The 13,446-nt window shown below is 72.0% G+C and carries 14 protein-coding genes; 9 read left to right on the top strand and 5 right to left on the bottom strand.

From position 1 onward, the window contains the following. Positions 1 to 37 precede the first annotated feature (37 nt). Both H1A17_RS09905 and H1A17_RS09900 read right to left on the bottom strand, forming a co-directional pair. Entirely contained in the window at positions 38 to 790 is a 753-nt protein-coding gene (locus tag H1A17_RS09905; RefSeq protein ID WP_145917897.1) for a GH25 family lysozyme, read from the bottom strand. A gap of 163 nt (positions 791 to 953) precedes the next feature. Continuing rightward, positions 954 to 1,226, bottom strand: coding sequence for a hypothetical protein (locus H1A17_RS09900; RefSeq protein ID WP_194821694.1), 273 nt, complete (start codon positions 1,224 to 1,226; stop codon positions 954 to 956). Between the two features lie 101 nt (positions 1,227 to 1,327). Here H1A17_RS09900 and H1A17_RS09895 point away from each other — a divergent pair, with 101 nt between their 5' ends. The 4 genes from H1A17_RS09895 to H1A17_RS09880 all read left to right on the top strand — a co-directional run bounded on the left by H1A17_RS09895 (position 1,328) and on the right by H1A17_RS09880 (position 4,705). Further along, complete coding sequence (locus H1A17_RS09895; RefSeq protein WP_145917899.1) at positions 1,328 to 2,071, top strand: M50 family metallopeptidase; 744 nt, start codon at positions 1,328 to 1,330, stop codon at positions 2,069 to 2,071. Between the two features lie 160 nt (positions 2,072 to 2,231). Further along, complete coding sequence (locus H1A17_RS09890; RefSeq protein ID WP_194821693.1) at positions 2,232 to 3,224, top strand: ketopantoate reductase family protein; 993 nt, start codon at positions 2,232 to 2,234, stop codon at positions 3,222 to 3,224. A 72-nt stretch (positions 3,225 to 3,296) separates the two neighbouring features. Further along, positions 3,297 to 3,794 carry a SigE family RNA polymerase sigma factor gene (locus H1A17_RS09885; RefSeq protein ID WP_145917901.1) on the top strand — a complete coding sequence of 166 codons (498 nt, stop codon included), beginning with the start codon at positions 3,297 to 3,299 and terminating at the stop codon, positions 3,792 to 3,794. Next, positions 3,791 to 4,705, top strand: a complete 915-nt coding sequence (locus tag H1A17_RS09880) for a hypothetical protein (protein WP_194821692.1) — start codon at positions 3,791 to 3,793, stop codon at positions 4,703 to 4,705. The genes H1A17_RS09885 and H1A17_RS09880 overlap by 4 nt, the downstream gene beginning before the upstream one ends. An 82-nt stretch (positions 4,706 to 4,787) precedes the next feature. Here the strand turns inward: H1A17_RS09880 and H1A17_RS09875 are convergent, their stop codons facing one another. Next, complete coding sequence (locus H1A17_RS09875) at positions 4,788 to 6,368, bottom strand: acyl-CoA carboxylase subunit beta (RefSeq protein ID WP_194821691.1); 1,581 nt, start codon at positions 6,366 to 6,368, stop codon at positions 4,788 to 4,790. A 110-nt stretch (positions 6,369 to 6,478) separates the two neighbouring features. On the opposite strand from H1A17_RS09875, the gene H1A17_RS09870 reads away from it, so the two are divergent. After that, complete coding sequence (locus tag H1A17_RS09870) at positions 6,479 to 7,354, top strand: biotin--[acetyl-CoA-carboxylase] ligase (protein ID WP_194821690.1); 876 nt, start codon at positions 6,479 to 6,481, stop codon at positions 7,352 to 7,354. 117 nt (positions 7,355 to 7,471) lie between these two features. Continuing rightward, a complete protein-coding gene (locus H1A17_RS09865) occupies positions 7,472 to 8,044 on the top strand; it encodes a PH domain-containing protein (RefSeq protein WP_145917904.1) in 573 nt (190 codons plus the stop codon). Between the two features lie 36 nt (positions 8,045 to 8,080). On the opposite strand, the gene H1A17_RS09860 is transcribed toward H1A17_RS09865, so the two are convergent. Both H1A17_RS09860 and H1A17_RS09855 read right to left on the bottom strand, forming a co-directional pair. Further along, on the bottom strand, positions 8,081 to 8,806 hold the full coding sequence (locus H1A17_RS09860; protein WP_145917905.1) for a GtrA family protein: 726 nt from the start codon (positions 8,804 to 8,806) through the stop codon (positions 8,081 to 8,083). 63 nt (positions 8,807 to 8,869) lie between these two features. Further along, the gene (locus H1A17_RS09855) at positions 8,870 to 9,406 is read right to left on the bottom strand and encodes a GtrA family protein (protein WP_145922567.1); all 537 of its coding nucleotides are present in this window, start codon (positions 9,404 to 9,406) and stop codon (positions 8,870 to 8,872) included. A 369-nt stretch (positions 9,407 to 9,775) separates the two neighbouring features. On the opposite strand from H1A17_RS09855, the gene H1A17_RS09850 reads away from it, so the two are divergent. From H1A17_RS09850 to H1A17_RS09840, 3 genes are all read left to right on the top strand, one after another. Then, positions 9,776 to 11,617: a phosphoenolpyruvate carboxykinase (GTP) gene (locus H1A17_RS09850; protein WP_194821689.1), complete on the top strand. Its 1,842-nt coding sequence runs from the start codon at positions 9,776 to 9,778 to the stop codon at positions 11,615 to 11,617. A gap of 40 nt (positions 11,618 to 11,657) precedes the next feature. After that, positions 11,658 to 12,515, top strand: a complete 858-nt coding sequence (locus H1A17_RS09845; RefSeq protein WP_145917907.1) for a hypothetical protein — start codon at positions 11,658 to 11,660, stop codon at positions 12,513 to 12,515. Between the two features lie 136 nt (positions 12,516 to 12,651). Then, positions 12,652 to 13,422, top strand: a complete 771-nt coding sequence (locus tag H1A17_RS09840) for an isoprenyl transferase (RefSeq protein ID WP_145917908.1) — start codon at positions 12,652 to 12,654, stop codon at positions 13,420 to 13,422. Positions 13,423 to 13,446 lie beyond the last annotated feature (24 nt).

The following is a 13,446-nucleotide window of genomic DNA, read 5'->3' as shown; positions in this document are numbered from 1 at the left end:
GCTGGTCCCGCTGCCGCCGAGCCGTCTGCGGGGGCGGTCAGGTGTTGTTCGCCAGCGCGATCAGCCGGGAGCGGTCGCCGTTCCAGTAGTTGCGGTCGACGTTGCCGCTGATCCCGGAGACGCTGCCGGTGCTGGTGTACTGCCAGAAGCTCCAGACCGGGGCGCCCGCCGGCAGGGTCCCCGGCGCGCTCGCCCAGCGGGCCAGCCAGAGCGGGTGGTTGGCCCACGGGCCCGTCCAGCTGCCGGTGCACTGGTTCCACCAGCTGGTGGTGGTGTAGATCACCGCGTACCGGCCGGTGCGGGAGCGGTAGGTGTTGAGGAAGTCCTGGATCCAGTTGCGCATCCCGGTGGTGGACAGCCCGTAGCAGGTGCCGCCGCTGTACGGGTTGGCCTCGATGTCCAGCGCCGCCGGCAGGGTGCGGCTGTCCGCCGACCAGGCTCCGCCGTTGCTGGCCAGGTAGCCGGCCTGGGTGGCGCCGGAGGAGGCGTTCGGCAGGGCGAAGTGGTAGGCCCCGCGGATCACCCCGGCGTTGTAGGCGTTGACGTAATTGGTGTTGAAGTTCGGGTCCTTGTAGGTCGTACCCTCGGTGGCCTTGATGAAGGCGAACTCGATGCCGGCGTTGCGGACGCTGGTCCAGTTGATGGAGCCCTGGTAGCGGGAGACGTCGACGCCGGCGGTGGTGGCGGCGGCCGCAGGTCCGGCCGTGACGACGAGGGCCGCGGCCGCGGTGGCGGCCACGGTGAGACCGGCGGCGAACAGCCGGCGCATCGAGAATCTGGTACGGGTCATGGATTCCTCCAGGGACGCCAATCGATTGACGCCAATCTTTGGAGATTCCTGCCCTTGATCGCAAGAGGGCTTAAGGAAACTTTCATCGACAACGGTCGACTCGACGTGCGGTGATCTGAACCGGTCAGGGCAGGCCGGAGGCGGTATCAGGCAGCGGGTCGGCTCAGCGCAGCGTGGCCGGGTCGAGCTGCCAACGGAACGGCTCGGCCAGGGTCAGCGTCTCGCCGGCCTTCGCGACCCGGTCCTCCACGGCGTTGCCCGGCGAGACGATCTCGCAGACCAGGGCCACCTCGCCGGCCTCGACCACCGTGCCCTCGTCGTCGGTGTCGGCGACCACCACGTCGGGAATGACGATCCGGTTCGGGGTGTCGCCCATGGCGAGGTAGCCGGCCTCGGTCCAGGGGCCGACGTGGTGTTCCAGGGGAGCCGGGTCCACCGGCCCTCACCTACCGCTCCGCTCGGCGCCCGGTCAGGTCTCACACGGTACGGGGCGACGACCGTCGAGTGACACGATCCGGCCGGGTAGGCTCCCCGGCCATGGTGTCGATCGACGGGCTGGGCGACCTCTGGGACCGGCTGTTCAGCGCCCAACCCGACCCGCCGCCCCTGCTGGTGGTGCTCACCGCCGTGGCCGCGCTGGTGGTCGTCGCGGTCCGGTCGTCCTGGCGGGTCGCCCGCAACGCGGTGACCATCGCGCACGAGGGCGGTCACGCCCTGGCGGCGCTGCTCACCGGACGACGGCTGCACGGCATCAGGTTGCACTCGGACACCTCCGGCCTCACCCTCAGCGCCGGCCGTCCCACCGGCCCCGGCATGATCCTCACCCTGCTCGCCGGGTACGTCGCGCCGTCCCTGGTCGGCCTGGGCGGCGCCTGGCTGCTCGGCGGCAACCGGATCACCCTGCTGCTCTGGGTCGCGGTCGCGCTGCTGCTCGCCATGCTGCTGCTCGTCCGCAACGTCTTCGGGGTGCTGTCCCTGCTGGTCACCGGCGGGGTGGTGCTCGTCGTCTCCTGGTACGCCACCCCGCAGGTGCAGGCCGTGTTCGCCTGGACGTCGGTCTGGTTCCTGCTGTTCGGCGGCGTCCGGCCGGTCTTCGAGCTGCAACGGCTGCGCAGCCGGGGTCGGATGCCCGAGTCCGACGCCGACCAACTGGCCCACCTGACGCCCTTCCCGGCGCTGCTCTGGGTGCTCGTCTTCGGGCTGGTCAACCTGTTCGCCCTCGCCGTCGGCGCGGTCCTGCTCGCCGGCCCGCTGCTCGCCGAGGCGGGCATCCCACTCTGACCCGGGGCGGGCGTCCCGCGTCGGGCCGGGGGTGGGCGTCCCGCGCTGACCCGATACGGCGTCCCGCGCCGGTCGGGGGGCGTCCGATCGGGCCCGGGGTGACCGGTGGCACCCCGACGTCGGGTCGCCGACCTGGGCGGATGCGGGCAGAATCGGTCGGGTGCGATACCTGATCATCGGAGCGGGCGCGGTCGGCGGCACCATCGGCGTACTGCTGGGGGAGGCCGGCCGGGACGTGACGCTGGTGGCGCGCGGGCCGCACCTGGCGGCGATCCGGCGCGACGGGCTCACCCTGCGCACCCCCGGGCGGGCGGTGACCTGGCGGGGGCCGGCCACCGACGGGCCGGGACCGCAGCCGTTGCCCGCCGACACCGTCCTCGTGCTGACGGTCAAGTCGCAGCACACCTGGGCCGCCCTGGACACCTGGGCGGACGCCCCGGTCGCCGGGGGCGGTACGGCGGGCCAGCGGCTGCCCCTGTTCACCGCGCAGAACGGGGTGGCGAACGAACCCACCGCGCTGCGCCTGTTCGCGCAGGTGCATCCGGTCTGCGTGTGGCTGCCGGCCACCCACCTCGACCCGGGCGTGGTGATCGCCAGCGGCCACCCGTACCCGGGGATGTTGCACCTCGGGCGCTACCCGGGCGGTGCCGACGAGGTCGACGCGGCGGTGTCGGCGGACCTGACCGCCGCCGGTTTCCTCGCCCCCGTCCGCGACGACGTGATGCGCTGGAAGTACGGCAAACTGCTCAACAACCTCGGCAACGGGGTGCAGGCCCTGTTCGGTGCCGGCCTGCCGGACCGGCTGCTCGACCGGGTCCGGGCCGAGGGCGTCGCCGTGCTCGCCGCCGCGGGCATCGCCCACCCCTCCGACGAGGAGGAACGCGCCGAACGCGGGGACCGGGTAGGCACCCGGCCGGTCGACGGGCAACCGCGCAGCGGCAGCTCCACCTGGCAGAGCCTCACCCGGGCCGCCGGTACCACCGAGGTCGACCACCTCAACGGCGAGATCGTGCTGCTCGGCCGCCGGTACGGGGTGCCCACGCCGGCCAACGCCGCCGTGCAGACGGCGGTCCGGCGGCTGGCCCGGGAACGCCTCCCCGCCGGCACCTTCCCGCTCGCCGAGCTGACCGACCTGCTCGACCGGGCAGAATGACCGGCTGACCACGCAACCCACCGGGGCGCGGCACGCGTGTCACCTCTGACCGCCACGGGGGAGGTAACCAGGGTGCCGGACGTCGACGGCTTCGACGAGTTCTACCGGGGCAGCCGGCAACGGCTGCTCGGCTTCGTCTACGCGCTCACCGGCAACCTGGCCGAGGCGCAGGACGCCGTGCAGGAGGCGTACATCCGGGCCTGGCAACGCTGGTCGACGGTGAGCGGCTACGACGACCCGGAAGCCTGGGTACGCGTGGTGGCCTCCCGGATCGCGGTGAGCCGGTGGCGCAGCCTGCGCAGCCGGGCCCGCGCCTACCTGCGGCACGGGGTGACGACCGAGAGCGTGCCCGGCCCCGGCACCGAAACCCTGGAGGTGGTCGCCGCCCTGCGGCAACTGCCCGAGGAGCAGCGCACCGCGCTCGCCCTCTACTACCTGCTCGGCATGCCCGTGGCCGAGGTGGCCCGGGAGACCGCGGCCCCGGTGGGCACGGTCAAGGCCCGGCTCTCCCGGGGGCGTGCCGCGCTCGCCGGGCTGCTCGCCGGTGGCGACCTGGAGGAGGTCCGATGAGTGAGGAGCTGGCCTTCGTCGACCGGCTGCACCGGGACCTGCGTGAGGTCCGCTGGCCCGAGCCGGCGGAGCTGCGGGCCCGCGCCCGCCGCCGCAGTCGTCGTACGGCGGCGCTGTCGGCGGCGACGGTGCTCGTCGTGCTGGCCGGTGCCGCCGTGGCGGTACGGGAGCGGCCCACCGGGCCGGCGACGCCCACCGCCCCGGTCGCGGCCCCCGTGTCCGCCCCCGCGTCGGCCCCGGTTCGGACGGAGATCCCCCTCGACGCCCTGCTGACCCCCGCCGACCTGCCCACGAAGACCGGCGTACGGCTCGGCGACACCGGCCTGGGGGAGATCGTCCGGATCGATCCGCTGCTCGAATCGTGCGGGCGGGAACGCGACGTCAGGGCCCAACTGTCGGTGTCCCGCGCCTCCCGGTCGCAGACCCTGCTCCGCCCGACGACCCGGGCCGGCCGGCCGGCCACTCCGGTGCTCAGCCAGGACGTCTACCGCATCGAACTGCCCCGGGGGCGGTGGCTGTTCGGCGAGATCGACCGGCTGCTCAACGCCTGCGCCGAGTGGACCCTCAACGCGTCGACGCTCGCCGCCGACCAGCAGCCGGTGGCCACCGGGCAGGAGCACCGCTGGGAGCCGACGGCGCGGGACTTCGCCGGTGACCAGTCGGTGCTGCTGCGGCACGTCGCGTCGCAGCCCCTGGCGCAGACCGGCGGGAAACCGGTCGGCGCGGCGGCGACCGTCGAGACCACCCTGGTGGTCCGGGTCGGTGACCTGGTCACCGTGGTGGTGCCCGCCCCGGACACGGTCGCCGACCGGGTCGACGGCACCGGGTCGGGGATGAGCCAGGCCGACCTGCTCGCGCTGGGCGGGACCGCCGCGAAACGCCTCTGCCCGGCCGCCGACGCCCCCTGCTGACGGGCGTGGCCACGCCGGCCACGCCCGCGCGCCCCGCCGGCCGCTGCGGGTCACGCGGAAGGGGCCGGCCGGAGCAGCGCGGCTACAGCGGGATGTTGCCGTGTTTCTTCGGCGGCAACGTCTCCCGCTTGGTCCGGAGCACCCGCAGCGCCCGGACGATCTGGGTCCGGGTCTCGTGCGGCGGGATCACCGCGTCGACGTACCCGCGTTCGGCGGCGACGTACGGGTTGGCCAGGGTGTCCTCGTACTCGGCGATCCGCTCGGCGCGGACGGCGGCCGGGTCCTCGGCGGCGGCCAGTTCCTGCCGGTAGAGGATGTTCACCGCGCCCTGCGCGCCCATCACCGCGATCTGCGCCGTCGGCCAGGCGAAGTTCAGGTCCGCCCCGAGGTGCTTGGAGCCCATCACGTCGTACGCCCCGCCGTACGCCTTGCGGGTGATCACGGTGACCTTCGGGACGGTCGCCTCCGCGTACGCGTAGATGAGCTTCGCGCCCCGGCGGATGATGCCGTCCCACTCCTGGCCGGTGCCGGGCAGGAAGCCGGGAACGTCCACGAAGGTCAGCACCGGGATGTTGAACGCGTCGCAGGTGCGCACGAACCGGGCGGCCTTCTCGGAGGCGGCGATGTCCAGGGTGCCGGCGAAGTGCATGGGCTGGTTGGCGACCACCCCGACGGGACGGCCCTCCACCCGGCCGTAGCCGACCACCATGTTCTGCGCGTAGAGCGGCTGCACCTCCAGGAACTCGCCGTCGTCGAGGACGTGCTCGATGACCCGGTGCATGTCGTACGGCTGGTTGGCCGAGTCGGGGATCAGCGTGTCCAGGTCCCGGTCGGCGTCGGTGACGTCGAGGTCGGCGGGCGCGTCGAGGACGACCGGCTCGTCGAGGTTGTTCGACGGCAGGTAGGACAGCAGCGCCTTGACGTAGTCGACCGCGTCGTCCTCGTCGGTGGCGAGGTAGTGCGCGTTGCCGCTGCGCGTGTTGTGGGTACGCGCGCCACCCAGCTCCTCCATCGCCACGTCCTCGCCGGTGACCGTCCTGATGACGTCCGGCCCGGTGATGAACATGTGCGAGGTGCGGTCGACCATCACGGTGAAGTCGGTGACCGCCGGGGAGTAGACCGCGCCGCCCGCGCACGGGCCCATGATCAGGGAGATCTGCGGGATGACCCCGCTGGCCCGCACGTTACGGAAGAAGATCTCGCCGTAGAGGCCGAGTGAGACGACGCCCTCCTGGATGCGTGCCCCACCGGAGTCGTTGATCCCGACCACCGGGCAGCCGATCTTCATGGCCAGGTCCATCACCTTGACGATCTTTTCGCCGAAGACCTCGCCGAGGGAGCCGCCGAAGACCGTGAAGTCCTGTGCGAAGACGCAGACCTGCCGGCCGTCGACGGTGCCGTAGCCGGTGACCACCCCGTCGCCGTACGGGCGGGTGCGGTCCAGCCCGAAGTTGGTGGACCGGTGCCTGGCGAACTCGTCCAGCTCGACGAAGGAGCCCTCGTCGAGGAGCATGTCGATCCGCTCGCGGGCGGTCTTCTTGCCCCGTGCGTGCTGCTTCTCGACGCCGCGTGCGCCCGCGTGCACCGCCTCGTCGACCCGGCGCTCCAGGTCCGCCAGCTTGCCCGCGGTGCTGTGGATGTTGGTCCCGGTATCGGTAGTCACCCTGGGAATATAACGATGGTTCAGGCCGACGCCGCTGTGCAGTACGCCTCAGTGGCCTGCGCCGGAGGCGGGCCGGGCGGCGGTGTCGACCCGGGCCGTAGGCTGGCGGGATGCCGGGTTCGCCGTACACCGATCTGGACCGACCGCCGCTGTCGGCGGCGCGGCTGTCCCGGGCGTTGACCGCGCCGTCGGGCCCCTGGCGTCGGCTGGACCTGCGGCCGGAGACCGGCTCGACCAACGCCGACGCGGTCGACGCCGCGCGGGCCGGCGAGCCGGAGGGCCTGGTCGTGGTCGCCGAGCGGCAGACCGCCGGCCGGGGCCGACGCGGCCGGGCCTGGCAGTCCCCGCCCCGGGCGGGTCTCGCGACGAGCGTGCTGCTGCGGCCCGGCGAGGCCGTCACCGCCCGCGACTGGCCGCCGGCCGCCCCCACCGGGTACGGCTGGCTGCCACTGCTCGCCGGTGTCGCGCTGGTCGAGGCGGTCTCCCGGCTGGCCGAACTGGACGCCGGTCTGAAGTGGCCCAACGACCTGCTGATCGGGGACGCCAAGTGCGCCGGCATCCTGGCCGAGGCGGTGCCGGCCACCGGCGCGGCGGAGCCCCCCGCGATCGTGCTCGGCATCGGGCTGAACGTGACGCTGCGCGCCGACGAGCTGCCGGAGAACCCGACCGGGCTGCCGGCGACCTCGCTGCAACTGGCCGGGGCCACCGCCACCGACCGGGACCCGCTGCTGCGGGCGCTGCTGCGCGCCCTCGCCGACTGGTACGACCGGTGGCGGCTGGCCGGCGGGGACGCCGACGCGTGCGGCCTGCGGGAGGCGTACCTGGCCTCCTGCGTCACGGTGGGCCGTCAGGTGCGGGTGCTGCTGCCCGACGGCACCGCGCTGACCGGCCTCGCCACCGGGGTGGACCCCGACGGGCACCTGCTGGTCGACACCGCCGACGGGGAACGCCGGCTGCCCGCCGGGGACGTGTTGCACCTGCGGTGACCGGACGGCCCTGCGGTCGGTTCGTGCGCGGGGTGCACGGCGGGCCGCCCGGCTGATCCGGTGGGTCGCCCCGACCGGTTACGGTCAGCGCGTCCGATTGTCGCCGAGGAGGTTCCCGTGGCGTTCCCCGAAGACGTGCTCACCGAGGACGAGCACGTCGTCCTGCACCTGCACCCGCACTGGAAGGCGCTGCTGCGGCCGATCCTGGTGCTGGTCCTCGGTGTCGCGGCGGTGGTGGCGGGCTGGCTCCTGCTGCCCGACGGCGACGGTGGCGCGCTCGTGCTCGCCGTGGTCGCCGGACTGTTCCTGATCGCGGTGCTCTGGCTGGGGTTGTGGCCGTTCCTGGTCTGGCGCAGCACGCACTACCTGTTCACCAACGAGCGGGTACTGCTCCAGGAGGGTGTCTTCTCCCGGCACCGGCGGGACCTGCCGCTGGCCCGGATCAACGACCACTCGATGACCCAGCGGTTCACCGAGCGGCTGCTGGGCTGCGGCACGCTCACCATCGAGTCGGCCGGCGAACGGGGCCAGTCGGTGCTGGTCGACGTGCCCCGGGTCGACCGGGTGCAGACCACCCTCTACGAGCTGGTGGAGGCGCAGCACGACAAGCACACGTTGGGCGACGGGGAGATGCGCGACATCCTGGCCGACATGCGGGAGGGCAAGCCGTTGCGGGACACCAGCGGCTGATCCTCGCGGGAACCGGCCCGCCGGCCCCGGGGTCGGTCAGGGGCGCGGCGTGCGGCGGGTGCTGCCGGCGTGCAGCTCGGCGGCCAGCTCCGCGTCCAGGTCGCCGCCCGCGACGGCCGGGCCGAGGGTGCCGCCCCGGCCCTGCTTGAACACCGGTTCGACGGTCGGGGCCGGCGTCCCGGTCACCGGGGCGGTGCGGTCCTCGGCCTGGCCCTGGGCCTCTTCCAGTTCGCTCACCGATTCGGCCAGCTCGGCGACCGGGTCCAGCTCGGCCATGGTGTCCCACTCGTCCCGCTTGATGGAGTGCCAGGTCTCCTCGGCGTGCTTGGGGACCGGCTGGAAGACGAAGGTCCGGTAGGACCAGAACCGGAACAGGGTGGCGAGCAGCACACCGCCGGTCTTGGCCACGTTGAGCGCGAGCAGGCTGTTGAACCCCAGGCCGTACTTGGCGGCGGCGAGCACACCGAGTTCGATGATCAGACCGGCGCCGTTGAACAGGAAAAACAGGGCGTACTCGCGCCGAAGGGCCGATTTCGGCCGGTCCCGGTACGTCCAGTGACGATTCATCAGATACGACGTGATCGTCGCCACGATGGTGGCGATGACCGTCGCCTTCAGTTGACCGTCGACAAAAACGGTGAGTGCCAGAGCATTGAACACCGCGTAATTGATGACGGTGTTGACGCCCCCGACGATGCCGAATTTGAGCGCCTCGCGGATGAACTTCTGCCAGCGCTCGGGCAGCAGACGGACAAGACGCATGCGCAACACCTTAGGGCTGAGGACGGGTGCCGGGAACTCCGGCTGGACGGGGTGGACGACCGGTCACGACCCGGACGACGGGTCGCTGGTCGCCTCCGTGACGGCGGGAGTTCCCGCTTCGACGAAGACGAACCGTCGGTACGACCAGAACCGGAACAGCGTGCCGAGCGCGGTGCCCACCACGTAGCTGGCGATGTTGTCGGCCAGCGGGGTGCGGAACACGCCGGGCCAGATGCTGCCCAGCCCGTAACGGCTGCCCGCCAGGCAGGCCACCGCGATGCCCAGGCCGACCGCGTTGAAGAAGAAGAACAGCGCGTACTCGCGGGCCGGGTTGGAGCGGACCCGGTGCCGCCAGGTCCAGAACCGGTTGCCCACGAACGCGACGGTCGCCGCGATCACCGTGGAGATGACCCGTGCGGTCACCGGTTCGACTCCGCGCCCCAGCGTGAGGTAGTTGAACAGCGCGAAGTCGACCAGGAAGGCCACCCCGCCCACGGTGGCGAACTTGCTCAACTCGCGCAGCAGGTGGCCGAACCGGTCCAGCAACGAACGGACCAGACCCGGGCGGGTCTGCGGGGCACCCGGCTGGTCCCCGGTCATCGTCGCGGCCACCTCGCGAGCGTACCGGTAACCGGCGTCGCGGACGGGGCACCACCGGCGACCCGCCGCGCGCGGTGGGCCGACCCGGGCCGGCACCCGGTTCCCCCGTTGTCCGGGTGCCGTTCCCGCGCCCGCCGACAGTTCGTCGAAGGATTTGCGTGAAAGTGCGCGTGAAAGCGGGTATCAGCTCGTGTTACCGCAGCCGGGCCGTACCTTGTGCAGTTCTTCACAACCAGTCCCACTGACTCGCGGGTCCGCCCGGTTTACGCTGAGGCCAATCCCAGGTTTCCACGAAGGCGACGCGGCCCGCGTCCGCCGAGACTCGTGCATCCCATAAATCGGTCAGCGTCGACCACAAGGAGATGAGTCATGGTTGCTCCGGCTACTGTGCGGGGGATCGATCAGGCCCCCACGACCCACCCCAAGCTGCTCGCCTGGGTCCGGGAGATCGCGGAACTGACCACCCCCGACCGGGTGGTCTGGGTGGACGGATCCGACGAGGAGTGGCGGCGTCTCACCGACGAACTCGTCGACAACGGCACCCTCGTCCGGTTGAACCCGGAGAAGAAGCCGAACTCCTTCTACTCCCGCACCGACCCCACGGACGTCGCCCGGGTCGAGGAGCGCACCTTCATCTGTTCCGTGGACGAGGCGGACGCCGGCCCCACCAACAACTGGATGGCGCCGGCCGAGATGAAGCGGACGATGACCGAGCTGTACCGGGGTGCGATGCGCGGCCGGACGATGTACGTCATCCCGTTCTGCATGGGCCCGGTCGAGGCCGAGAACCCGATGTTCGGTGTCGAGATCACCGACAGCCCGTACGTGGTCGCCTCGATGCGGATCATGACCCGGATGGGCGCGAGCGTGCTCGACGCGATGGGCGACGACGCCGACTTCGTGCACGCGCTGCACTCCATCGGCGCCCCGCTCGCCCCCGGCCAGTCCGACGTCGCCTGGCCGTGCAACGAGACGAAGTACATCTCGCACTTTCCGGAGACCCGGGAGATCTGGTCCTTCGGCTCCGGGTACGGCGGCAACTCGCTGCTCGGCAAGAAGTGCTACTCGCTGCGGATCGCCAGCGTGATGGGGCGGGACGAGGGCTGGCTCGCCGAGCACATGCTGATCCTCAAGATCACCTCTCCGGAGGGGAAGGTCTACCACGTGGCGGGCGCGTTCCCGTCCGCCTGCGGCAAGACCAACCTGGCCATGCTGGAGCCGACAATCCCCGGCTGGAAGGTCGAGACCATCGGCGACGACATCGCCTGGATGCGGTTCGGCCCCGACGGCCGCCTCTACGCGGTCAACCCGGAGTACGGCCTGTTCGGCGTCGCGCCGGGCACCGACTGGAAGACCAACGCCAACGCGATGCGGACGCTGGACCGGGGCAACTCGATCTTCACCAACGTGGCCCTCACCGACGACGGTGACATCTGGTGGGAGGGCATGGGCGAGCCGCCGGCCCACCTGATCGACTGGAAGGGCAACGACTGGACGCCGGAGAGCGAGCAGCTCTCCTCCCACGCGAACAGCCGGTTCTGCACCCCGATCACGCAGTGCCCGATCCTGGCCGACGACTACTTCGACCCGAACGGCGTGCCGATCGACGCGATCCTGTTCGGCGGTCGTCGCCGGGACACCATCCCGCTGGTCACCGAGGCCCGTGACTGGGTGCACGGGGTGTACCTGGGGGCGACGCTGTCCTCGGAGACCACCGCCGCCGCGTCCGGCGCGGTCGGCGTGGTGCGCCGCGACCCGATGGCCATGCTGCCGTTCATCGGCTACCACGCCGGTGACTACTTCAACCACTGGATCGAGATGGGCAAGGGCGTCGACGGGGACGCCGCCAAGCTGCCCAAGATCTACTACGTGAACTGGTTCCGCAAGGACGCCGAGGGCAACTTCCTCTGGCCCGGCTTCGGCGAGAACTCGCGGGTGCTCAAGTGGGTCGTCGAGCGGATCGAGGGCAGCGCCGACGCGGTCGAGACCCCGATCGGCATGGTCCCGACCGCCGACGCGCTCGACGTCGAGGGGCTCGACATGACCCCGGAGGACGTCCGGATCGCCTTGAAGGTCGACCCGCAGGAGTGGCGCGACGAGCTGCCGCTGGTCACCGAGTGGTTCGAGAAGTTCGGTGACAAGCTGCCGGCCGTCCTCTGGTCGGAGCTGGACGCCCTGCGCGCCCGGCTCGACGCGGAGCAGCCCCGGTAGCAGGTGTGCCGCCCGCCCGTACCGGGCAAGACCGGAAACCATGAGGACGGCCGCCGTGACCCCACCGGTCCGGCGGCCGTCCGCCGTCCGGGCGCTGACCACCCTGCTCGCGTCGACCGCCGCCGCCACCGTCGCGGTCGAGCTGCTCAACTGGTGGTACGCCCCGGAGCAGGAGTTCGGCCTGGCGGTGCGCACCGGCTGGGCGATGCTGCGGTCGCTGGGCTTCCTGGTGCTGATCGGGCAGGTGAACCGGGGGCGGGCCGGGGCGAAGCCGTTCGGGCTGATCCTCGCCGTGACCACCGTCTTCGCGGTCGGTCGGCTGGTGGTGCCCCGGCAGGGCGTGCCGCCGCTGCCCGGCCTGCTCGGCTTCGCCGTGCTCACCGCGCTCTGCGTGGCCGTGGTCGTGCTGCTCTACCGCTCCGACGCGGTCGCCGGGCACCTGGTGCGCCACCGCAAGGGCCTGGTCGTCGAGGGCGGCACCATCAGCTGGCGGGAGGTCGCGCCGAAACGCCCCGCGGTGACCGGCTGGCTGCTGACCAGCCGGGTGGCCGCGTTCACGTACAGCCCGTTGATGCTGGTGCCGGCGCTGGTGGCCGGCGGCGCGGTGCTGGACGGCCGGCTCGCCGTCGTACCGGTGGTGCTGGCCTGGTTCGCTGCCGGCATCGTGGTCAGCTACCTGGTGCTGTTCTGTACGGCGTTCCTGCTGCGCGGCAGGCGGTGGGCCCGCCGCCTGCTGGTGACGATCACCCTGGGCGTGCTCGCGGTGAACCTGCCGCTGTGCTGGTGGCTGCTCGGCCTGGACGGTCTGGTCCGCGACGGCGCACCCCTGCTGGCGGCGGCCACCCTGGCCCTCTACGCCCTGCACCGCGCCCCCGCCCCCGACGCCCCGCCCCGGTGATCACACGCCCCCCGCTCCGGTGATCAAGAGACTTCCGTCAGTGGACGAACCCGCCGACGACGTATTTCTCTTGATCACGCGCGGAGTGCGCCACCGAGGCACTGATGTTCGGTGTGGGTCGCTACGCTGCAAGGTGATGACTCTGCGGAAACTTCTCTACTCCGTCTACGAGCGCCGGCTGACGGCCAGGCTCGCGGGTCGACCGGTGCCCCGGCACGTCGGCGTGATGTGCGACGGCAACCGCCGGTGGGCGCGGGAGATGGGCTTCGTCGACCCGAACGACGGGCACCGGATGGGCGCCGAGCGGATCAAGGAACTGCTGCGCTGGTGCGACGCGGCCGGCGTCGGCCACGTCACGCTCTGGCTGCTCTCCACCGACAACCTGTCCCGGCCGGCGGAGGAGCTGGACCCGCTGCTCCAGATCATCGAGGATCTCAGCACCGAGCTGGCCGAGGAGGGCAACCCCTGGCGGCTGCGGATGGTCGGCGCGCTCGACGTGCTGCCCAACCAGCACGCCCAGGCGCTCAAGGCCGCCGAGGAACGCACCCGGGAACGCACCGGAGGCGCGCAGGTCAACATCGCCGTCGGGTATGGCGGCCGGCGCGAGATCACCGACGCGGTGCGGTCGCTGCTGGTGGAGCACGCGGCCAAGGGCGGCACCATCGAGGAACTGGCCGGCACACTGGACGTCGACCACATCTCCGAGCACCTCTACACCCGGGGCCTGCCCGATCCGGATCTGATCATCCGGACCAGCGGCGAACAGCGCCTGTCCGGTTTCATGCTCTGGCAGTCGGCGCACTCGGAGTTCTACTTCTGCGAGCTGAACTGGCCCGACTTCCGGCGGGTCGACTTCCTGCGCGCCCTGCGTTCCTACGGCACCCGGCAACGCCGCTACGGCACCTGACCCGCCGACGCGACCGGCGGGTCG

It is taken from the genome of Micromonospora sp. S-DT3-3-22 (genome assembly GCF_015354745.1).
Classification (GTDB): domain Bacteria; phylum Actinomycetota; class Actinomycetes; order Mycobacteriales; family Micromonosporaceae; genus Micromonospora; species Micromonospora wenchangensis.
This window is presented reverse-complemented; position numbering and strand designations above follow the sequence as displayed.